Source organism: Actinomadura sp. 9N407, assembly GCF_044326315.1.
Classification (GTDB): domain Bacteria; phylum Actinomycetota; class Actinomycetes; order Streptosporangiales; family Streptosporangiaceae; genus Spirillospora.
The window spans coordinates 76552-96836 of record NZ_JBIRAW010000033.1; the positions used below are offsets into that span (position 1 = coordinate 76552).

22 protein-coding genes are annotated in these 20285 nt (G+C 73.1%); 7 read left to right on the forward strand and 15 right to left on the reverse strand.

The annotated features are described in order from the left end of the window. Window positions 1–92: 92 nt before the first annotated feature. From ACH34Q_RS37325 to ACH34Q_RS37335, 3 genes are read right to left on the reverse strand one after another with little or no spacing between them, the layout of a single operon-like run. Window positions 93–1742, reverse strand: a complete 1650-nt coding sequence (locus tag ACH34Q_RS37325; RefSeq protein WP_395987889.1) for a PhnE/PtxC family ABC transporter permease — start codon at window positions 1740–1742, stop codon at window positions 93–95. Beyond that, window positions 1739–2596, reverse strand: a complete 858-nt coding sequence (phnC, locus tag ACH34Q_RS37330) for a phosphonate ABC transporter ATP-binding protein (RefSeq protein WP_395987890.1) — start codon at window positions 2594–2596, stop codon at window positions 1739–1741. The genes ACH34Q_RS37325 and phnC overlap by 4 nt, the downstream gene beginning before the upstream one ends. Continuing rightward, complete coding sequence (locus tag ACH34Q_RS37335; RefSeq protein WP_395987891.1) at window positions 2593–3522, reverse strand: phosphate/phosphite/phosphonate ABC transporter substrate-binding protein; 930 nt, start codon at window positions 3520–3522, stop codon at window positions 2593–2595. Before ACH34Q_RS37335 ends, phnC begins: the two co-directional genes overlap by 4 nt. A gap of 246 nt (window positions 3523–3768) precedes the next feature. Here ACH34Q_RS37335 and lnt point away from each other — a divergent pair, with 246 nt between their 5' ends. The 3 genes from lnt (at window position 3769) to ACH34Q_RS37350 (ending at window position 6768) form a co-directional block, all read left to right on the forward strand. Then, window positions 3769–5442 (forward strand): apolipoprotein N-acyltransferase, encoded by a 1674-nt coding sequence (gene lnt / locus ACH34Q_RS37340; protein ID WP_395987892.1) that lies wholly within the window; start codon window positions 3769–3771, stop codon window positions 5440–5442. 5 nt (window positions 5443–5447) lie between these two features. Then, on the forward strand, window positions 5448–6197 hold the full coding sequence (locus tag ACH34Q_RS37345) for a polyprenol monophosphomannose synthase (RefSeq protein ID WP_395987893.1): 750 nt from the start codon (window positions 5448–5450) through the stop codon (window positions 6195–6197). A gap of 73 nt (window positions 6198–6270) precedes the next feature. Beyond that, complete coding sequence (locus ACH34Q_RS37350; RefSeq protein ID WP_395987894.1) at window positions 6271–6768, forward strand: FxsA family protein; 498 nt, start codon at window positions 6271–6273, stop codon at window positions 6766–6768. Between the two features lie 79 nt (window positions 6769–6847). Here ACH34Q_RS37350 and ACH34Q_RS37355 read toward each other — a convergent pair whose 3' ends face one another. From ACH34Q_RS37355 to ACH34Q_RS37365, 3 genes are all read right to left on the reverse strand, one after another. After that, window positions 6848–7192 carry an RNA polymerase-binding protein RbpA gene (locus ACH34Q_RS37355; protein ID WP_395987895.1) on the reverse strand — a complete coding sequence of 115 codons (345 nt, stop codon included), beginning with the start codon at window positions 7190–7192 and terminating at the stop codon, window positions 6848–6850. Between the two features lie 327 nt (window positions 7193–7519). Further along, on the reverse strand, window positions 7520–8134 hold the full coding sequence (locus tag ACH34Q_RS37360; RefSeq protein WP_395987935.1) for an ATP-dependent Clp protease proteolytic subunit: 615 nt from the start codon (window positions 8132–8134) through the stop codon (window positions 7520–7522). Then, window positions 8134–8778: a ClpP family protease gene (locus ACH34Q_RS37365; protein ID WP_395987896.1), complete on the reverse strand. Its 645-nt coding sequence runs from the start codon at window positions 8776–8778 to the stop codon at window positions 8134–8136. The genes ACH34Q_RS37360 and ACH34Q_RS37365 overlap by 1 nt, the downstream gene beginning before the upstream one ends. Window positions 8779–8868: 90 nt before the next feature. Here ACH34Q_RS37365 and ACH34Q_RS37370 point away from each other — a divergent pair, with 90 nt between their 5' ends. After that, window positions 8869–9162 carry a type II toxin-antitoxin system Phd/YefM family antitoxin gene (locus tag ACH34Q_RS37370; protein WP_395987897.1) on the forward strand — a complete coding sequence of 98 codons (294 nt, stop codon included), beginning with the start codon at window positions 8869–8871 and terminating at the stop codon, window positions 9160–9162. Here ACH34Q_RS37370 and ACH34Q_RS37375 read toward each other — a convergent pair. From ACH34Q_RS37375 to ACH34Q_RS37405, 7 genes are all read right to left on the reverse strand, one after another. Continuing rightward, window positions 9159–9728 (reverse strand): type II toxin-antitoxin system prevent-host-death family antitoxin, encoded by a 570-nt coding sequence (locus tag ACH34Q_RS37375; RefSeq protein WP_395987898.1) that lies wholly within the window; start codon window positions 9726–9728, stop codon window positions 9159–9161. The genes ACH34Q_RS37370 and ACH34Q_RS37375 overlap by 4 nt on opposite strands. Before the next feature lie 113 nt (window positions 9729–9841). Further along, a complete protein-coding gene (locus tag ACH34Q_RS37380; protein WP_395987899.1) occupies window positions 9842–10648 on the reverse strand; it encodes a glycerophosphodiester phosphodiesterase in 807 nt (268 codons plus the stop codon). Window positions 10649–10705: 57 nt separating this feature from the next. Then, window positions 10706–11257 carry a TrmH family RNA methyltransferase gene (locus ACH34Q_RS37385; protein ID WP_395987900.1) on the reverse strand — a complete coding sequence of 184 codons (552 nt, stop codon included), beginning with the start codon at window positions 11255–11257 and terminating at the stop codon, window positions 10706–10708. After that, window positions 11254–11868 carry a class I SAM-dependent methyltransferase gene (locus ACH34Q_RS37390; protein WP_395987901.1) on the reverse strand — a complete coding sequence of 205 codons (615 nt, stop codon included), beginning with the start codon at window positions 11866–11868 and terminating at the stop codon, window positions 11254–11256. The genes ACH34Q_RS37385 and ACH34Q_RS37390 overlap by 4 nt, the downstream gene beginning before the upstream one ends. A gap of 28 nt (window positions 11869–11896) precedes the next feature. After that, window positions 11897–12844: a VWA domain-containing protein gene (locus tag ACH34Q_RS37395; protein ID WP_395987902.1), complete on the reverse strand. Its 948-nt coding sequence runs from the start codon at window positions 12842–12844 to the stop codon at window positions 11897–11899. Then, the gene (locus ACH34Q_RS37400) at window positions 12841–13914 is read right to left on the reverse strand and encodes a DUF58 domain-containing protein (RefSeq protein ID WP_395987903.1); all 1074 of its coding nucleotides are present in this window, start codon (window positions 13912–13914) and stop codon (window positions 12841–12843) included. The genes ACH34Q_RS37395 and ACH34Q_RS37400 overlap by 4 nt, the downstream gene beginning before the upstream one ends. After that, a complete protein-coding gene (locus ACH34Q_RS37405; RefSeq protein ID WP_395987904.1) occupies window positions 13911–14921 on the reverse strand; it encodes an AAA family ATPase in 1011 nt (336 codons plus the stop codon). The genes ACH34Q_RS37400 and ACH34Q_RS37405 overlap by 4 nt, the downstream gene beginning before the upstream one ends. Before the next feature lie 155 nt (window positions 14922–15076). Here ACH34Q_RS37405 and ACH34Q_RS37410 point away from each other — a divergent pair, with 155 nt between their 5' ends. Both ACH34Q_RS37410 and ACH34Q_RS37415 read left to right on the forward strand, forming a co-directional pair. Beyond that, window positions 15077–15844: a hypothetical protein gene (locus ACH34Q_RS37410; RefSeq protein WP_395987905.1), complete on the forward strand. Its 768-nt coding sequence runs from the start codon at window positions 15077–15079 to the stop codon at window positions 15842–15844. A 79-nt stretch (window positions 15845–15923) separates the two neighbouring features. Further along, complete coding sequence (locus ACH34Q_RS37415) at window positions 15924–16637, forward strand: hypothetical protein (protein WP_395987907.1); 714 nt, start codon at window positions 15924–15926, stop codon at window positions 16635–16637. Window positions 16638–16682: 45 nt separating this feature from the next. Here ACH34Q_RS37415 and glpK read toward each other — a convergent pair whose 3' ends face one another. Further along, window positions 16683–18218: a glycerol kinase GlpK gene (glpK, locus tag ACH34Q_RS37420; RefSeq protein ID WP_395987908.1), complete on the reverse strand. Its 1536-nt coding sequence runs from the start codon at window positions 18216–18218 to the stop codon at window positions 16683–16685. 27 nt (window positions 18219–18245) lie between these two features. Next, entirely contained in the window at window positions 18246–19013 is a 768-nt protein-coding gene (locus ACH34Q_RS37425; protein ID WP_395987909.1) for an IclR family transcriptional regulator, read from the reverse strand. A 283-nt stretch (window positions 19014–19296) separates the two neighbouring features. On the opposite strand from ACH34Q_RS37425, the gene ACH34Q_RS37430 reads away from it, so the two are divergent. Next, window positions 19297–20259: an MIP/aquaporin family protein gene (locus ACH34Q_RS37430; RefSeq protein WP_395987910.1), complete on the forward strand. Its 963-nt coding sequence runs from the start codon at window positions 19297–19299 to the stop codon at window positions 20257–20259. The last annotated feature ends 26 nt before the right edge of the window (window positions 20260–20285 follow it).

Consider the following 20285-nt stretch of genomic DNA (forward strand, 5'->3'; position numbering starts at 1 on the left):
TCCGCCCGGTGAATGCGCGGTTGCGCCGCACCCGCCCGCACCCGGCCGTCGGGCCACACGTCCGCGCGCCTGGCCGGGCTGATCCGGCCGGCTCAACGCAGGGCACCGCGGACCGCGGTCGAGACCAGCTCGACGACCAGCACCACCGCGAACACCGGCAGCACGATCGCGGTGACGACGTCGAAGTTCAGCGTCCGGATGTTCTGGCTGAGCGCGAAGCCCAGCTCACCGGCCCCCACGATGCCCAGCACGAAGAACGCCCGCAGGTTGTGGTCCAGCGCGTACAGGACGGTCCCGACCAGGCCCGGGGCGAGCTGTCCGGGCACCGAGACGGCCAGTTCCGCCGTAGCGGACGCGCCGGTGGAGTCCAGCGCCTCGCGCGGCCCCGGCCGCAGCTCCTCGGCGGCGTCGGCGGTCAGCTTGGCCACCAGCGCCGTGGTGAACACCGCCAGCGCGCAGCTGCCCGCCACGGCGCCCAGCGCCACGCCGAGCGCGGCCACGAACACCAGCACCAGCAGCAGGTCGGGGATCGAGCGCAGGCCCACCAGGATGGCGCGCGACAGCAGCCGCAGCACCGGATTCGCGACCACCGTGCGGGCCGCGAGCAGCCCCAGCGGGATGCCCGCGATCACGCCGAGGAACGTGGCGGTCATCGCGATCGCGCACGTCTCGATCAGCCCGGCCACCAGGGTCGCGGCGATCGGATCGAACCGGGGCGGGACGAAGCGGCTCGCGGCCTCGGCCGTACGCGGCACGAGCTCGAGCAGCGCCTGCGGGGTGAGACCGGTCCGCGCGCACGCGACGATCACGATGACCAGGCCGCCCCAGCCGGCCAGGTGCACGGCCCGCCGCCCGCCGGTCCACGGCGCCCGCGTCCCCCGTACGGGCGGGAGCGAGGAGCCGCGCCGTCCGGGGGAGCCGCCCAGCAGGACGCGGCGCAGCCCCATGGAGACCGCCTCGACCGCCAGCACCACCGCGACGATGACCAGGGCGATCCCGGTCGCCTCCTGGTAGTCGGTGAACCCGAACGCCGTCTTCAGGTCCAGCCCGATGCCGCCCGCCCCGACGGCGCCCAGCAGCACCGAGCCGCGGAAGTTGATGTCCAGCCGGAACAGCACGTGCGCGACCATGGACGGCACCGCCTGCGGCAGGACCCCGGTCAGCAGCCGCTGCAGCGGTCCCGCGCCGGTGCCGGCCACGGCCTCCCGCACGCCCTCGTCGGAGCGTTCCACCGCCTCGGTGAACAGCTTGCCCAGCATCCCCACCGAGTGCAGGCCCAGGGCCAGCACGCCGACCAGCGGCCCGATCCCGAGCGCGGCCAGGAAGAACACCGCGAAGACCACGTCCGGGATCGCCCGGCACGCCACGATCATGCCCAGCGACACCGCCCGGACGGGCCGGGCCGCCCGGGGGAACGACGACAGCGTGTTGCGCGCCGCCCCCACCGCCAGCACCATCGCGAACGCCGTGGCCAGCGCGGTCCCGGCCACCGCCATCCAGAGGCTGTCCAGCACGTGCGCTGCCGTCACCGCCGGATCGGCGAGCGTCGGCGGCCACGACCGGGCCAGCAGCCCGGCCGCGGCGCCCATCCCGTCGGCCAGCGTCGCCAGGTTCACCCGGGTGTGGGCCACCGCCGCCAGGCCGAGCCCGCAGAACACCAGGGGGAACAGCCAAGCGGCGGCGCGCCGGGCGGTCAGCGGCGGACCCGGGACCCGGGAGGGGGCCGAGGGCACCGCCGTCACGAGGCCGCCCTGACGGTCGCCTCATCCTGCCGTTCCGCGTGGCCGGGGCGGCCCGCCCGGCCCTGGCGATCCGGTACGGGGCGTACGGCGGGCTCGCAGCCGTCGGTGTAGACCCGCCGCACCTGGTCGCGGTCCAGATCGGCGGTGGCGGCGTCCAGGACGACGCGCCCCTCGCGCAGCCCGACCATGCGGCGCGTCCAGGCCAGGGCCAGTTCGGTCTGGTGGAGGGTGCAGATGACCGTGAGCCGGTCCTCCAGGCAGATCTGGAACAGCAGCCCCATCACCGTGGCGGCGCTCTCGGGGTCGAGCGAGGCGACCGGCTCGTCGGCCAGCACCAGTTCGGGGCGCTGCATGAGCATCCGGGCGATCGCCACCCGCTGCTGCTGGCCGCCCGAGAGGCTGTCGGCGCGCTGGTAGGCCCGGTCGGCCAGGCCGACCCGGTCCAACTGCTCCAAAGCCTCACGCCTGATCGCCTTGGGCCAGGTCACGATGCCGTACCGGGGCACCCGGACCTGCCCGAGGGCGCCGGTCAGCACGTTCTCCATCACCGTCAGGCGGCCGATCAGGTTGAACTGCTGGAACACCACCCCGACCCGGCGGCGCAGCCCGCGCAGCTCGCTCCCGCGCGCGGTGGCCGGATCGGTGCCGAGCACCTGCACGCTGCCGGAGTCGGGGCGGGCCAGGGCGTTCAGGTGGCGCAGCAGCGTGGACTTGCCCGACCCCGACCGTCCCACCAGCCCGAGCAGCTCGCCCTGCTGGACGGTGAGGTCGACGCCGTCGCAGGCCCGTACGGAGCCGAACGCCTTGACCAGCCCGCGCACCTCCACGACCGGGGCCGGATGCGGGGCGCTCATGCGGACTTCGAGCACTGGTCGTTGCGGGTGGCGGCGCACACCTGCCGGACGGGATCGAACGCCTTGTCGTCGATGGCCTGGTAGCCCCAGTAGGAGGGGTCGGAGGTCACCTTGCACGACGCGGCGTCCTTGCACACGCCCAGCGCGACCATGCGGTCCTTGTTGGCGTCCTTGGTGAACGTCGAGGTCAGCGCGGCACCGAGGCCGCCGGGCAGGTCGGTGCGGACGGCGATCGGCGAGGCGGGGATCGCGGGGGACCTCCACACGACCTTCAGATCGCCGGGCGCCAGCTCCTTCTTGGCGGGCAGCACCGAGTCGACCATCGTCTGCAGGCTGAACCCAGCGTCGCACTTGCCCGATTTCACCGACAGGGCCGAGCTGTCGTGACCGCCCGCCATGACCGGCCGCACACCGGTCTTGGGGTCGATGCCCTGGGACTGCAGCCCGGCGGAGGGGAACAGGTAGCCCGAGGTCGAGCTCGGGTCGACGAAGCACACGTTCTTGCCCTTGAACCCGGCCAGATCGGTGATCGCGCTGCCCTTGGGCACGACGCCGTAGCTGCGGTACGTCGGCGCCTCGCCCTTTTTGATCATCGCCGCCACCGGGGCGATCCGCGCCCCGTTGTTGCGGGCCAGCACGTACGAGAGCGGGCCGAACTCGGCGATGTCGATCTTGCCGGAGACCATGCCCTCGATCACCGCGTTGTAGTCGGTGGACCGGACGAACGTGACCTTCCTGCCGGTGTTCTTCTCGATCAGCGCGATGATGTCCTTGTACTCCACGTTCGGGTCGATGTTCTGCTCCGAGGGCACGGCCGCGAACGTGAGCTCGCCGGCGGTGTCGTCCGAGGCCGCGGAGGACCCGCAGGCGGTCAGGGCGGCCGCGGCCGCCCCCGCCAGCAGGGCGGCGCGCGTGAATCGCGTCATTTCCCAGGCTCCAAGCGTGCGATGGCGTAGGTCGGGCGGGGGATCGCCGGCCGACGCCCCGCAACTTGCGCGTTCCCGGTGAGGAACGTGGCAGGACCGGCTTTCCCTGCGGGAACGGGCCGGTGAACTCCGCGCGGCCTCGCCGGGGACCTGCGCAGGTCGCCGTGGGCGCCGCGGCCCGGTAGCGTTCCGGAAAGCGGTGCGGCCCGGAACGGGCCGCCCCCGGTCACGGAACAGGGAGCGGAATTGGCGCAGGAGATCCTGCCGGAACGGACGGCGGTCGCCGCGGCCACCGCGGGCGCCGCCGGTGCCGCCGATCAGGCCGCCGCGGTCCCGTCCCGCTCCCGGACGGACCGGCTGCGCGGCGGCGGCCGGGCGGGCTGGCCGCGCACGCTGCTGGCCGTGGCCTCCGGGCTGTGCATGTGGCTGGCGTTCCCGCCCGCCGACCTCACCCCGCTGATCTTCCCCGGCGTGGCGCTGCTGGTCCTGACGCTGCACGGGATGCCCGCCAGGACCGGTGCCTGGCTGGGCTTCGTGGCCGGCGTCGCGTTCTTCGTCCCCGTGCTGGAGGGCCTGGTCAAGATCGGCCCGGACGCGTGGCTGCTGCTGGCCGCCGTCCAGGCGCTCTACTTCGCACCGATGGGCGCCGGCATCGCGCTGGTCACCCGGCTGCCCGGCTGGCCCGTCTGGGCCGCGGCGATGTGGGTCGCCGAGGAACTGGTCCGCGGCCGGGTGCCCTTCGGCGGGTTCCCCTGGGCGCGGCTGGCCTTCAGCCAGACCGCCACGCCCCTCACCCCGTACGCCTCGGTCGGCGGGGCGCCCTTCGTCACGTTCATGACGGCGCTGGTCGGCGGCCTGCTGGCGTACGGCGCCCTGGCCGTCCTGCGGGCCCGCCGCCGCGCCGCCCGGGCCGAGGACGGCTCGGGCCGCGGCCCCGCCCGCCGGGCGCTGATCAAGCCGCTCGCGGTCTGCCTCGCCGCCGCTGCCGCCATCATCGGCGGCGGGCTGCTCATCCCGACGCCCACGGCCGGCCGGCCCGTCACCGTGGCCGTGATCCAGGGCAACGTCCCCCGGCTCGGCATGGACTTCAACAGCCAGCGCAGGGCCGTCCTGGACAACCACGTCAAGGCCACCCGCGAGCTGGCCGCCCGGGTCAGGTCCGGCCAGGTCGCCAAGCCCGAGCTGGTGGTCTGGCCCGAGAACGCCAGCGACCTGGACCCCTACTCCGACCCCGGGGCCTACACCGCGATCGACGCCGTGGTCAAGGAGATCGGCGTCCCGGTGCTGGTCGGCGCGCTCACCGACACCCCCGACGGGGAGCAGGTCGAGAACCGCGGCATCGTCTGGAACCCGCAGAGCGGCCCCGGCGACTACTACGTCAAGCGGCACCCGGTGCCGTTCGGCGAGTACCTGCCGTTCCGCGACATCCTCACCCGGCTGATCACCCGGTTCGAGCGGATCCCGCGCGACTTCGCCCGCGGCACCCGCTCCGGCGTGATGCGGATGGGCGGTACCACCATCGGCGACGTGATCTGCTTCGAGGTCGCCTACGACAAGGAGGTCCGCGACGTGGCCGCCGCCGAACTCCTGGTCGTGCAGACCAACAACGCCACCTACGGCAGGACCAGCCTGCCGGCCCAGCAGATCGCGATGTCCCGGCTGCGCGCGGTCGAGCATGGCCGTACGATCTTGGTGGCGGCGACCAGCGGCATCAGCGCGATCGTGGCACCGGACGGCCGGATGATCGACAAGTCGCGCGAGTTCGTGCCCGACATCCAGGTGGCCTCGGTCCCGGCGCGCACGTCCACGACGCTCGCCGACCGGGCCGGCGCCCTACCGGAGTGGGCGCTGGCCGTACTGGCCGCGGGGGCGGCCTGCTGGGCCGCGTGGCTCACCGGCAGGAAGAACGAGGGGAATTGACGCCGATGGAGATCCCAGCCGGCCTCGGCCGGGTGCTCGTGATCATCCCGACGTACAACGAGCGGGACAACATCGAGGCCATCACCGGCCGGGTGCGCCAGGCGGTGCCCACCGCCGACGTCCTGGTCGTCGACGACGCCAGCCCCGACGGCACCGGGGAACTGGCCGACGGCCTGGCCAAGGCCGACGAGCAGGTCAGGGTCCTGCACCGCACCGGCAAGGAGGGCCTCGGCCCCGCCTACATCGCCGGGTTCCGGTGGGCCGCCGACCACGGCTACGACGTCATGGTCGAGATGGACGCCGACGGCTCGCACCAGCCCGAGGAGCTGCCCCGGCTGCTGTCGGCGCTGAGCGACGCCGACCTGGTGATCGGGGCCCGGTACGTGCCCGGCGGTGAGGTCCGCAACTGGTCCAAGCGGCGCCAGGCGCTGTCGCGGGGCGCCAACACCTACGCCCGGCTGATGCTGGGCGTGCCGCTGCACGACTCCACCGGCGGGTTCCGCGCGTTCCGGGCCGCCACCCTGCAGAAGATCGGCCTGGCCGACGTCGACTCGCGCGGCTACTGCTTCCAGATCGACCTGGCGCTGCGCACGTTGCGCGAGGGCCTGCGGGTGGTCGAGGTGCCGATCACGTTCCTGGAGCGCACCCACGGCAGCAGCAAGATGAGCCGCGACGTCGCCGCCGAGGCGATGTGGCGGATCACCTACTGGGGGATGGCCGAGCGGGTGGACCGGCTGCGCCGCGCTCGCGGCTGAGCCGGGGAAACGTTCGCGGCCGTCCCGGCGTTGAACAGGACGGAAGCCCGTTCCACGAACCTGAGATGGAGCCATGCCGGCACTCGTACTGCTCCTGGTGATCCTGCTGACGCCGATCCTGGAGATCGTGGTGATCGCCCAGGCCGTCGGCCTGATCGGCGGGTGGTGGACGCTGGCGGCCGTGCTGGCCACCAGCGCCCTGGGCGGCTGGATCACCCGCCGGGAGGGCCGGCGGGCCTGGCGCGTCCTGCAGGAGGCCGGCAGGCGCGGCGTGCCGCCCGAGCGCGAGCTGTCGGATTCGGCGCTGGTGCTGGCGGGCGGACTGCTCCTGCTGGCGCCGGGGTTCCTCACCGACCTGCTCGGCCTGCTGCTGGTCCTGCCGTTCACCCGGCCGCTGGTGCGGCGCCCGCTGGCCGCCTACGGCTCCCGGCGGCTGCGCGAGGCCGAGGCCCGCGCGTTCCCGCCCGGGATGACCCGCGAGGCCTTCACCCCGTACGCGACCCGCGCGCCCGAGGAGTCGCCGCGGGTGGTCCGGGGCGAGGTCGTCCAGGACGACGACGCCCCGAAGTGACCCCGGCCCTGACATGACCTGAGCCCGCGCCCCCTGGGGGGCACGGGCTCCGATTCCGGTCAATACAGGTCAGGCAGTGTCAGGCGCTCCGCCTCCGGCCGGCCCGGAGGATCTCCAGGCGCTCGGCGAGCACCTCTTCGAGGTCCTCCACCGTCCGGCGCTCCATGAGCATGTCCCAGTGGGTGCGCGGTGTCTTGCCCTTCTTGGCTTGGGGCAGTTCACCGTCCACCCTGAGTGCGGTGGCGCCGCAGCTGCGGCATTCCCAGGTCATCGGCACCTCGGCCTCGGCGGCGAGCGTCACGGTGAACCGGTGGCCCTTCGTGCAGGTATAGTCCACCTCTTGGCGAGGGGCCAGGTCGGTGTTGCGATCGTTCTCGTAGCTCGTCGCTCCGAGTCGAGTGCCGCGAAGTGCGCGCTCGGCCATCGTTACGTGCCTCCCAAGACGGCTTGCGGTCTCGTCCTGCCCAACGCTGAATACCTGCACAAGATTCCCGCCCGGAGGGCGGTCCAACCCTGCTCGGCGCGCTCTGTTCGCCCGCTGTCTCAAAGTCCCGGTCACGGTGCTCGCCTGGCGGCTGTGTTTCCGAAGACCCGGCTCACGGTGCTCGCCTGGCGGCTCGCACCGTGACCGGTTCTTGGGCGAGCGCGGCATCGCTTCGCGATCTGGCCGGTGAGGCTCGCCTTCGGCTTTGCCTCTCCGGCCAGGTAGCGCGCTCGCGCGGTGGCTGAGGCCACTTTGAGACAGGCCCTACTAGCCCCGGGTGGTGAGGACGTCGTCGATCAGGCCGTACTCCTTGGCCTCCTCGGCGGTGAAGTAGCGTTCGCGGTCCAGGTCCCGGCGCACCTCGTCGGCATCGCGGCCGGTGGCCTCGGCGACGATGCGCTCCATCTGGGCGCGCAGCCGCAGGATCTCGCGGGCCTGGATCTCCATGTCGCTGGACTGGCCCCGCATCGCGCCCTCCACGGCGGGCTCGTGCAGCAGGATGCGCGAGTGCGCCAGCGCCGCCCGGCGGCCCTTGGTACCGGCGGCGAGCAGGATGGCGGCCGCCGAGGCGGCCTGTCCCACGCAGGTGGTCTCGATCTCGGGCCTGATGTACTGCATGGTGTCGTGGATGGCCAGCATGGCCGTCAGCGAGCCGCCGGGCGAGTTGATGTAGATGCTGATCGGCCGGTCGGGGTCGATGCCCTCCAGGGCCAGCAGCTGGGCGGTCACGTCGTTGGCGGAGGTGTCGTCGACCGGCGTCCCGAGGAACACGATGCGGTCCTCGAAGAGCTTGTTGTACGGGGTCATCTCCTTGGTGCCATACGACGTCCGCTCCACGAACGAGGGCATGATGTAGCGGCTCTGCGGCCGGTTCCCCTCCATCACGAGCCCACCCGGTCGGTGCTGTCGATGACGTGGTCGACGATGCCGTACTCGCGGGCCTGCTCGGCGGTGAACCAGCGGTCCCGGTCGGAGTCGGCCTGGATCTCGGCCAGGGTGTGGCCGGTGTGGAAGGCGTGCCGCTCGGCCAGGACCGACTTGAGGTAGAGCGACTGCTCGGCCTGGATCTTGATGTCGGACGCCGTCCCGCCGATGCCCCCGTGCGGCTGGTGCATCATCACCCGCGCGTGCCGCAGCGCGTACCGCTTGCCCCGCGTCCCGGCGCACAGCAGCGTCTGGCCCATGGAGGCCGCCATGCCCATGGCGACGGTGGAGATGTCGTTGGGGACGAACTCCATCATGTCGTAGATCGCCATTCCGGCGTCCACGACCCCGCCGGGGGAGTTGATGTACATCGTGATGTCGCGGCGCCCGTCCTGCGCGGCCAGCAGCAGCAGCTCGGCGCAGACCTTGTTGGCCAGCTGGTCGTCGATCTCCTGCCCGAGGAACACGATCCGCTGCGACAGCAGCCGCTGGAAGAGCGCCTCGTTCGCGATCAGCTCGGGCGCGCTCACCGAGGCGTGCGTGCGGCCGATGTAGGTCTCGGGCCGGTTCTGGAGCAGGTCCGGCTTGGGTTCTTCGCGCATCTGGGCCTCCTTGAGGGTATGTACAAACTGTACATTTTAAGTACAGGCCAGAGCGAGAGCCGTGGAGCTAGTTCGCTATAGGATGAATACGTGGAAATCGCGGTGACGAAGGCCCGGAAGATCTTCGCCGAGCTGGTGAACCGGGTCGTCTACGGAGGCGAGGAGGTCGTCCTCACTCGCCACGGCAAGACGGTGGCCGGCATCGTCTCGGCCGACGATCTGGAGTTGCTGCGCCGGGTCCGCGCGGGACGGGTCGAGCTCAGGCTGGCGGAGACCATCGCCGACGATGGCCCGCGACACGTACCGGACAGTGTCCCGCTCCCCATCGCCGCCCAGTACCGGCCTCCAGGCCCGCAGCCTCCCGGCTTCGGCCGCCGGCCTTAGCGAAGAGGCCTGCGAGGCGGCGTACTCCCGTGGGCATGGTTCATCAGCAACTCGAAGTCCTCCGCCGAGATCACGCCCGCCACGGCCTTGTCCCGCCGGGTGATGATCACCGGCCGGCCGCCATAGGCCACCTGGTCCACCAGCTCCTTGAACATCATTCGCGCCTGGGTCACCGGGATCTCTTCGCGGCCGCCTTCTCCATCGGCCCGCTCGCCATGGCGTGCCCTGCGCCTCTCGCCGGCATCGCGCGCCGGGTACCAGCCAGGGCGATCGGCGATGTTGTGCAGCGGATCCTCTGACCGGATGGCGGCGCGCTCTGCGGCGCGGGCCTCCTTCCAGGTGGGCATGTGCTCGACGCTGACGAAGGCCACGTACTGCCACCACGGTGACTTGCGCTGATGAGCCCTCCAGCGGGCGCGTGGGTTGCCGGTGGTGATGCCCACGTACAGAAGTCGCCGTGAGGCGTCGTGGAAGCGGTAGAGGACGTACTGGAGGTGAACGCCCTCCCTGATCTCGGCCGGGACGGCGAGGTCACAGGGTTCGGCGTTCGGATCGAGGGGGCGCATGTCAGATCCTCGGGGAGAGGGGACGGCGTTCGCACCCGAGCTTAGTCATGATCGTGACAATTGGTGGTCGTTCCATGACCGGGAGTACCTGGATGTCGGTGTGTTGTGTCGGGTCAGCCGACGGCCGGGGCCGAGCGGGGCCAGAGGCCGCGGCTGGTCATGGTGTGGCGGAGGGTCTCCAGCTCATCGGTCATGATGCCGTCGATGTCCAGGTCCAGCAGGCGTTCCATCTGGGCGGGGTCGTTGACGGTCCAGGCGTGCACCTGGAGGCCGAGCGCGTGCGCCTGGGCGATGAAGGCCTCGGTGACGAACGGCAGGCGCCCCAGGCCGTAGGGCACCTGGGCGCAGGCGACGCCGGTGGCGGCCAGGCGCACGAGCTTGGCCGTGGGGCCTCCGTAGGACTTGGCGCGCAGTGCCATCACCCCGCGCGGCCCCAGGGCCATACAGACGTCCTTGTCGGTGTACAGGGGCAGCCGGGCGCGCATCTGGGCCAGCCGCCGGGTCGAGAACGAGGTGATGCAGATCCGGTCCCACGCGCGGGTGCGGTGCAGGACGCGCGCGAGGGGGCCGATGACGGGGGCGTCCTTGATGTCGATGTTGACGCGGGCCCCGGGAAAGGAGCCCAGGACGTCCTCCAGGCGGGGGATGGGCTCGGTGCCGTCGATGCGGGCGAGGGCGATCTCGGCGTACGGCAGCTGCGTGATCGTGCCGGTGCGGTCGGTGACCCGGTCGAGGGTGCGGTCGTGGAAGGCGATCACGGCGCCGTCGGCGGTGGCGTGCGCGTCGGTCTCCAGGTAGCGGTAGCCCAGGTCGAGGGCGTGCTGGAACGCGGCCATGGAGTTCTCGGGGCGGCCGCCGCCTCCGCGGTGGGCGAAGGGGATGGGAGCGGGATGGTCCAGGAATTCGTAGCTGCGCGGCACTCCTCCGATTATGGCGGTACCGGCGCCGTCCCGCGATCCAGGCAGAACTTTACTATGTCAAGGAGCGGCCCATTCGCGCCGCCGGGCCTCGGCGAGCGCGATCGCGGTGGCGACCGCGACGTTGAGGGACCCGACCCGGCCCATCTGCGGGATGTAGGCGACCGCGTCGGCGGCGGCCAGCAGGGCGGGGGAGCAGCCGTGGTCCTCACCGCCGACGGCCAGGCACACGGCGCCGTCCAGCGGGGCCTCGTGCAGCGGTACGGCGTCGCCGGTGAGCTCGATCGCGACCAGCCGCATCCCCTGGGCGCGGATGGCCGCGGCGGCCGCGGCGGGCGTGCCGGCGTGCTCCCAGGGGACCAGGCGCTCGGTGCCGAGCGCGGTCTTGCTGACGTTGCGGTTGGTGGGCTCGGTGGCGTTGCCGGCCAGCCACAGGCGCTCGACGCCGAAGACGGCGGAGCTGCGCAGGATCGAGCCGATGTTGAACGGCTGGGTGACCGACTCCACCAGCAGGCCGAGCCGTCCCTCGGTGCGCCGGCGCCAGTCGCGGTTGAGGCGCTTGACGTCGGTGGGGCGCAGCTGCCTGCGGGCCGGCTGCTGGTCGGTGCTCATGCGGGTTCGCTTTCGGTGCGGGGTGAGACGGCCAGGACGCGGTAGGCCGACCGGGAGGCGATGCGTTCGGTGGGGAAGCCCTGGCCGGCGAGCCAGCGCTGCAGGGAGTCCGATCCCAGGTGCTTCTGGACGACCAGGTGGGCCAGGCCGCCGGGGGCCAGCCGGGGGAGCCAGGCCAGCAGCAGCTCGTGCAGGGCGGCCTTGCCGATCCGGATGGGCGGGTTGGACCAGATCGCCGCGAAGCGCAGCGCCGGGTCGACCTCATCCGCCAAGCTGAACCTTACATTGTCAAGGTCGGCGGCCGTGGCGTTCTCCCGGGCCAGCTCCAGCGCTCGCTCGTTGACGTCCACCCCGAAAACCCTCGCCTGCGGCGAGCGCCGCGCCAGCGTGAGCGCGATCGGGCCGTACCCGCAGCCCAGGTCCAGCAGATCCCCCGCTGCCGGGGGAGGAGGGACGGTCTCCAGCAGGATCCGGGTGCCCAGGTCGACGCGGTCGGGCGAGAAGACGCCGCTGTCGGTCCCCAGGCGCAGATGCAGATCCGGCAGGACCAGATCGACGGTGCGCGGCCGGCCGGCGGATCCCGGGCGCGGCGCGAAGTAGTGTTCCCCCACGTCGGATGACCGTACCAGCGCCCGGACCCTACGGGAGCCGGGAGAACCAGGCCAGCGAGGCCCCGCCGGCCGCCAGCCCGAACAGCAGCGCGATGCCGGTGAAGCGGGCCGCGACGTCGCGGTGCTCGATCTTGAAGCCGAGCGAGCTGCCGATGCTGGAGTAGACCTCCGACAGCTGCCCGCCGTCGGCGGCCTCGTAGGGCTTGCCGCCGCTGCCCTCGGCCAGCGCGCGCAGCGTCTCCTTGTTGACCGAGACGCTGGTGGTCTCGCCCTCGATGTCGACGGTGCCGTACGGGGTACCGAACGCGATCGTCGAGACGGGGATCTGGGCGGTGCGGGAGGCGTCGACGGCCTCGCTGACCGAGCGGCCGGTGGTGTTGTCGCCGTCCGACAGCAGCACGATGTGGGCGGGCGGCGGGTCCTCGCTGGCCTGGGTGTCGAAGGACCGGACGGCCTGCAGGGAGGTGAAGACGGCCTCGCCGATGGCGGTGCGCTTGGCCAGGGCGAGCTGGTCGATGGAGGCGATGGCGGCCTGCCGGTCGGCCGACGGCGCGGCGACCAGGTTGGCGTTGCCGGCGAACCCGACGACGCCGACGTTGAAGCGGCCCGGCAGGTCGCGGATGAACTTCTTGGCGGCGTCCTTGGCGGCCTCGAACCGGTCGGGCGGTACGTCCTTGGCCATCATCGACAGCGAGACGTCGACGGCGACCATGATCGTGGCGCGGTCGCGCGGGACCTTGACCTCGGTGGCGGGGCGGGCGAACCCGATCATCATGATCAGCAGCATCGCCAGGAACAGCCCGGCGGCCACGTGCCGCCGCCAGCCGGGCCGCTTGGGCGCGATCTCCGACAGCAGGGCCAGGTTGGTGAAGCGGACCGCGTACCGGCCGCGGCGCAGCTGCAGGACGACGTAGACGGCGGTCAGGAGCGGGACCAGGACCAGCAGGAAGAGCCGCTCGGGCGACAGGAACGTCATGGGCGCACTCCGGCGGTGGCGACGGCGCGCCCGGCGGCGCGGCGCTGGCGCAGCGCGAAGCGGGCGACGTCGGCGACCCAGTCGCGGTCGGTGCGCAGCACCAGGTGGTGGGCGCCGCAGCCGCGCAGGGCGGTGCGGGTGCGCTCGCGCTGGGCGGCGGCGGCCGCGGCGTAGCGTTCCCGGACGCGCCGGTTGAGCACGATCTCGTGGACGGCGCCGGTCTCGGGGTCGGTCATCTCCACCAGCCCGACGTCGGGCAGGTCCAGCTCGCGCGGATCGATGATCTCCACGGCCAGGACCTGGTGGCGGGCGGCCAGCCGGCGCAGCGGGCGCTCCCAGTCCAGGGCCTGGCGCCCGGTGCCCGCGGAACCGGGCGCGTCCGGGCCGGGCGGGGCCTGGTCGGCGGGCGGCAGGAAGTCGGAGATGACCACGCGCAGGCCGCGGCGTGTCTGGCCGCGGTCGAGGGCGGCGATCCCGTCGGCCAGGCCGTTGACGGGCCGGTCGCTGAAGGTGCGGGCGCCGATCCGGTGGCCGCCCTGGACGCCGCCCGGTGCGCGGCCGGCCTCGGGCGCGGCGTCCAGGATGGCCTGCAGCAGGCCGTACATGGCGGCCTTGCCGGTACGGGCGGGCCAGCGCCGCATCCCCTCGGGCTGCAGGAGGTAGGCGCCGACGCGGTCGCCGAGCCGTACGGTCAGGAAGCCGACGGCGGCCAGGGCGGCGACGGCCAGGTCGCGCTTGACCATGGCGGCGGTGCCGAAGTCCATGCTGGGGGTGAGGTCCATCAGGGCCCACGCCTCCAGCTCGTGGTCGGCGATGAGGTCGCGGACGTGGGGGGTGGTGGTACGGGCGGTGACGGCCCAGTCCATGTGCCGGACGTCGTCCTCGCCGGGCTGGTAGACGCGGGCCTCGGCCTGCTCGGTGCCGGGGCCGGGGATGAGCCCGAGGTGCTCGCCGTTGAGCAGGCCGTCCAGGCGGCGGGTGACCGTCAGCTCCAGGCGGCGCAGGGTGCGCTCGGGCGCGAGGGCGGCGAGCTTGCCGCCGCGCTCGCCGCGGGGGCGGGCGGGGCTCACTGGGCGGTCACCGCACCGTGGTTCCACACCACGCGGGGCGGTGGGACGGCGGTGAGGATCTGGGTGACGACGTCGCCGGTGTCGACGCCGTCGGCCAGGGCGTCGAAGGTCAGCACGATGCGGTGCGACATGATGTCGCGGGCGACGGCGCGCACGTCGTCGGGCAGGACGTAGTCGCGGCCGCTGAGCAGGGCCAGCGCGCGGGCGGCCGAGACCAGGCCGAGGGTGGCGCGGGGGCTGGCGCCGATCTCGATGACCTGGCGCAGGTCGGGCAGCCGGTACTGCTCGGGCTCGCGGGTGGCCATCACCAGCCGGACGATGTAGTCGGCGACCAGCTCGTGCACCGAGACCTCCTGGGCGGCGCGCTGCAGGGAGGCCAGCTGGTCCAGGTCGAGGACGGTCTCGGCGGCGGGCGGGTCGACGCTCATCCGGCGCAGGATCTGCAGTTCCTCGTGGGCGCCGGGGTAGCGCACGTCGATCTTCATCAGGAACCGGTCGCGCTGGGCCTCGGGCAGCGGGTAGACGCCCTCGGACTCGATCGGGTTCTGGGTGGCCAGGACGATGAACGGGCGGGGCAGCGGGTAGGTGTTGCCGCCCAGCGAGACCTGCCGTTCGGCCATGACCTCCAGCAGCGCGGACTGGACCTTGGCCGGTGCCCGGTTGATCTCGTCGGCCAGCACGAAGTTGACGAAGACGGGGCCGAGCTCGACGTCGAACTGCTCGGTGGAGGGGTGGTAGATGCGGGTTCCGACGATGTCGGAGGGCACCAGGTCGGGGGTGAACTGCAGGCGGGCGAAGGTGCCGCCGACGACCTGGGCGAGGGTGCCCACGGCCAGCGTCTTGGCGACGCCGGGGACGCCCTCGATCAGGCAGTGGCCCTTGGCGAGGAGGGCGACGACCATGCGTTCGACCATGTGCTCCTGGCCGACGATGACCTTCTTGACCTCGGCCACGGTGTGCTGCAGCAGCGCGGCGGCCTGGTCGACATCGTGGGCTGCGACGGTCATCAGGGAGTCCTGTCCTCCGGGTGCTGGCGGGCGCTTTTTCCGACCCTACGCGATCACATGTACCCGTTGGTTCGGGACGAACGTACCGCCGAGGGGGACGGCGTGGGCGCCTCATGGTGAGCCCGATGCCCGCGCGCGGCGGTAGGGTTGCGGCCATGTCCAGGCCGTTGCCACCCGGTGACCCCGCGCGGCTGGGTCCGTTCCGGTTGTCCGCCCGGCTGTCGGAGTCCTCCGCCGGGATCGTGTATCTCGGGATGGACGATTCCGGTCAGCGCGCGAGCGTGGCCGTGCTCAACCGCGGCGCGGCGGGCGACGCCGCGGCGCGGGACCGGTTCCGCGCCGCGATCACCTCCGAGCTGCCGGGTCCGGGGCGGCCGCCGCGGCTGGGGGCGACGGATCCGGCGCCGATCGTGGCGGCCCAGCCCGAGGGCGAGGCGCCGTGGGTGGCGACGTCCTATGACGCCGATCGTTCCGGCCGTGCGGGTGCGGAGCGGTTCCTGGAGCCGGTGACGCTGGCGGGTTCGTCCCGGGGCCGCTGGGCGGGGCGCCTGCGGGGGCCGCAGTTCCAGCCGTACTGGCTGGGGGCCGGCGAGGGTCCGGCGCTGGAGCGCCCGCCCGCCCCGTACGTTCCGGCGGGTCCGGCGGCGCCGGAGCGCGCGGACCGGGGCCTGGTCGCGGCGATCCTGACGCTGGCGGGGATCCTGGCGGCGCTGGCGCTGCTGATGCTGCTGCTGTTCGCGTGCCAGCCGAGCCTGGAGGAGCCGCCTCCGCCGCCGCCGGGGCGGCAGACCACGCCGGCGGAGCCGACTCCGACGCCGTCGCGGACGACGCGGCGGCCGTCGCCGAACCCGACTCCCACGACCCCGCCGCCCACGCCGAGCCCGGGCGAGACCGGTGGCGGCGGCGGGGGCGGCCCGCTCTGAGTCCCGCCGCGATTTCCGGTTGGGGCCCGCACGGGTGAACAATGTCGGGAAATCAGGCTGGAGTTGGGGAGGCAGGGTCATGCGATGCCCGGCGTGCGGCAGCGACACCGGAACGGACCTGACCACCTGCGCGCGGTGCAACGCGCCCCTGGCAGGCGCGGCCGGGTTCTCGCCGGATCCCCTCGGTTTCACCTCTGAGGGCTGGCATGTGGAGCGGCGGGCGCCGGGCCCCGAGGACGATCCCCACCTGATGGAGACGCGGTTCGCCGACATCCCGCCGGCCGTGCCGGTGCCGTACGGGCCGCCGCCGGCGCGGCGGGCGGGCCTGCCGGGGTATCTCGGGTGGGCCATCGCCGGGGGGTTCGCGCTGGCGCTGGCGGGCGCGCTGATCGTGCTGTGGCCGTCGGGGGATTCGGGGCGGAACGCGGCGGGCGCGGGGTCCTCGGGGCCGCCCGAGCCCGCGGAGACCTCGTCGGAGCCGGTGGCGTCGGGGGAGAAGTTCTACGTCGACACGTTCACCGCGGCCGAGGGGTACGCGCAGCCGGGGACGGCGGGCGGCGCGGTCGGGCGGCTGGCCAAGGGCACCCACTACGTCTTCTGCAAGCAGCAGGGGCAGCGGATGCAGCGTGAAGGCGGCAAGGCCTACAACCACTGGTGGCTGCTGACCAACCTGGACGAGGTCTACGCCGGTGGCGCGCCGAAGGCGTACGTTCCGGCGCTGTATCTGTCGCGCTGGGGCAACGACGAGGCCAAGGACAACTCCGGGCGCGATATCCCCGACTGCCCGCGCTGACCGTACCCGGGGACGTGACCGGCCGGTGGCGCGGCGCGGCGCGGGTCAGGTGGGGCCGTGGTCCTCGGCGGGCGCGGTGCCGGGGCGGGTCCAGTCCAGGGTGCGCTCGACGGCGCGTTTCCAGTTGTGGTACTCGGCGGCGCGGCGGCCGGGGTCCATGGCCGGGACCCAGCGGGCCGCGCGGTGCCAGTTGCGGCGCAGTCCCTCCAGGTCGGCCCAGTACCCGACCGCCAGTCCGGCGGCGTACGCGGCGCCCAGCGACACCGTCTCGACGATCATGGGGCGGACGACGGGGACGTTCAGGACGTCGGCGACGCACTGCATCAGCAGGTGGTCGGCGGTCATGCCGCCGTCGGTCTTGAGCTCCTTGAGCGCCAGGCCGGAGTCCAGGTGCATGGCGTCGGCGACCTCGCGGGTCTGCCATGCGGTGGCCTCCAGGACGGCGCGCGCCAGGTGCCCCTTGGTGATGTAGGAGGTCAAGCCGACGATGATGCCGCGCGCCTCGGGGCGCCAGTGCGGGGCGAACAGGCCGGAGAAGGCCGGGACGATGTAGCAGCCGCCGTTGTCGTCGACGGTACGGGCCAGCGTCTCGATCTCCGGCGCGGTGCCGATCAGCCCGAGGCCGTCGCGGAACCACTGGACCAGCGCGCCGGTGATGGCGATCGAGCCTTCCAGGGCGTACACGGCGGGCTCGTCGCCGATCTTGTAGCCGACGGTGGTGAGCAGGCCGTTGCGGGAGCGGACGGGCTCGGTGCCGGTGTTCATCAGCAGGAATCCGCCGGTGCCGTAGGTGCATTTGGTCTCGCCGGGGGAGTAGCAGGTCTGGCCGAACAGCGCGGCCTGCTGGTCGCCGAGGGCGGCGCCGATCCGCACACCGGGGAAGACACGGGTGGCGGTGCCGTAGATCTCGGTGGAGGAGCGGATCTCGGGGAGCATGGCGCGGGGGACGCCGAAGAACGCCAGCAGGTCGCCGTCCCAGTCCAGGGTCGCCAGGTCCATCAGCAGGGTGCGGCCGGCGTTGGTGACGTCGGTGACGTGGACGCCGCCGTCGGGTCCGCCGGTGAGGTTCCAGATCAGCCAGCTCTCCATGGTGCCGAACAGCACCTCGCCGCGTTCGGCGCGCTCGCGGGTGCCGGGGACGTGGTCGAGCAGCCAGCGGATGCGCGGGGCGGAGAAGTAGGAGGCCAGCGGCAGGCCGGTGCGTTCGGGGACCAGGGCGGCGCCGGGGGTGCGGGCCATCTCCTCGACCAGGGAGTCGGTGCGGGTGTCCTGCCAGACGATGGCGCGGCCGATGGGGGTACCGGTGATGCGGTCCCACAGGACGGTGGTCTCGCGCTGGTTGGCGATGCCGGCGGCGGCGACCTGGCCGGGGGAGGCGCCGGCCTGGGCCAGGGCCTCGGGGGCGATGCGCTCCAGGTTGCGCCAGATCTCCAGGGCGTCGTGCTCGACCCAGCCGGGTTTGGGGAAGTGCTGGCGGTGCTCGCGCTGGGCGACCGAGACGAGCCGGCCGCCGTGGTCGAACAGGATGCAGCGGGTGGAGGTGGTGCCCTGGTCGATGGACAGGATGTAGCGCTCGGTCATCGGCGTGCCCCCGTCGGTCCGGTTCGGTCACCAGCGGGCGGCGCCCAGGTCGCGCGACACCGCGCGGGAGGCGTCGCGGACGTAGCCGACGAGGGCGGGTTCGGGGACGCGGCCGGTGCCGCACAGGCGCTCCACGGCGCCCGAGACGCCGATGGCGCCGACGACCAGCCCGCCGTACCCGCGGATGGGGGCGGCGATGGAGGCCTGGCCGAGCGAGAACTCCTCGATCTCGGCGGCCCAGCCCTGCTCGCGGACGCGGGTGAGCGCCCGCGCCAGCGAGCGGGGGTCGGTGATGGTGCGCCGGCAGTACGACTCCAGTTCGCCGCCGCGGATGGAGGCGGCGGCGTTGGCGTCGTGCGCGAGCAGCGCCTTGCCCAGGGCGCTGGCGTGCAGCGGCAGGAGGGTGCCGATGTCCATGGCCTGCAGTGAGTCGTCGGGGCGGAAGACGTGGTGGACGACCAGGACCTTGCCCTCCAGCAGCGTCCCGATCCGTACGGCCTCGCCGCTGCGGGCGGCCAGCGCGTCGGCCCAGTTGATGGCGCGCGAGCGCAGCTCGTTGACGTCGAGGTAGCTGGTGCCCAGGTGCAGCAGGGCGGCGCCGAGCTGGTACTTGCCGCTGGCCTCGTCCTGCTCGACGAACCCGACCCGTACCAGGGTGCGCAGGATCCCGTGGACGGTGCCGCGTGCCAGGCCGAGGGAGCCGGCCAGCTCGCCCACGCCGAGCCGTCCGGAGCTGCTGGCCAGCATCCGCAGGATGGCGGCGGCCCGCTCGATCGACTGCACCGGTCCCGGCATGCGGCCGATCCTAGAACGTCCGGAAGTGTGCCGACAATGTCGGCACCTGCCGTCATAGCCGCAGGCACCGCACCGATCTGCCCGAACATCTGCCCGAACCCTGTGATCTGGGGCATGCGGGGAGCGTAATGGGCGCCGTGCCGCGGGGAAAGTGTTCGACATTGTCGGCACCCGTCCGTTGACCCCCTTCCGGGGCCGACCTAGCGTCCTGCCCAGCCGCTCGCCGGGCCCGCGAGCGTCGCCCGACCAGCCCCACCCCGGCTTGCCAAGGGAGGCAATGCTCATGGCGGAGACCAGCAGGGCGGAATCCAGCGGAGCACGATCCAGCACACAGGCCGCAGCACAGGCCGTCGCAGCACAGGCCGGTACGGCCCCGGACAAGGGCAAGGGCGCGCCGCCCAGCGGCGTCCAGCCGGAACCGGACCCGATGCCGGGCGGCGCGCTGGGCGCGCTGGCGGCCGAGTTCGCCGGGACGCTCATCCTCATCCTGTTCGGTGTCGGCGTGGTCGCGCAGGTCGCGGCCGCCGGGATCGGGAACCACGACAGCATCGCCTGGGCGTGGGGCCTGGGCGTCACGCTCGGGGTGTACGTGGCGGCGCGGGCCAGTGGCGCGCACCTGAACCCGGCCGTCACGGTCGCGCTGGCGGCGTTCGGCGACTTCCCCTGGCGGCGGGTGGCGCCGTACGCGCTGGCGCAGACGGCCGGGGCGTTCGTGGCCGCGCTGATCGTGCGGTGGAACTACGCGGAGGTACTGGCCAAGGCCGACCCCGAGCACACGATCAAGACCCAGGGGGTGTTCTCCACCCTGCCGGGCAACGGCGAGCTGCCGGTCGGGACCTGGGGCGCGTTCCGCGACCAGATCATCGGTACCGCGATCCTGCTGTTCCTGGTGCTGGCGATCACCGATGCCCGCAACGACGGCCCGGCCGCCAACCTGGCGCCGGTGGTGATCGGCCTGGTCGTGGTGGCGATCGGGATGGCGTGGGGCACCAACGCCGGGTACGCGATCAACCCGGCGCGCGACTTCGGGCCGCGGCTGGCCTCGTTCCTGACCGGGTACGGCGGGGCCTGGCGCGACCAGTACGGCCAGCTGTACTTCTGGGTGCCGATCATCGCGCCGCTGCTGGGCGGTGTGCTGGGCGCGGGCCTGTACAAGGTCCTGGTGGGGCGGTTCCTGCCGCCCGCCGGCGATCCGGTGCCCGAGCCCGCCCCGTCCCCGGCGCGGGTCCCCGCCGAGGCGGCCTGAGACCCCCGCCACCCGTCCCCCTTCAG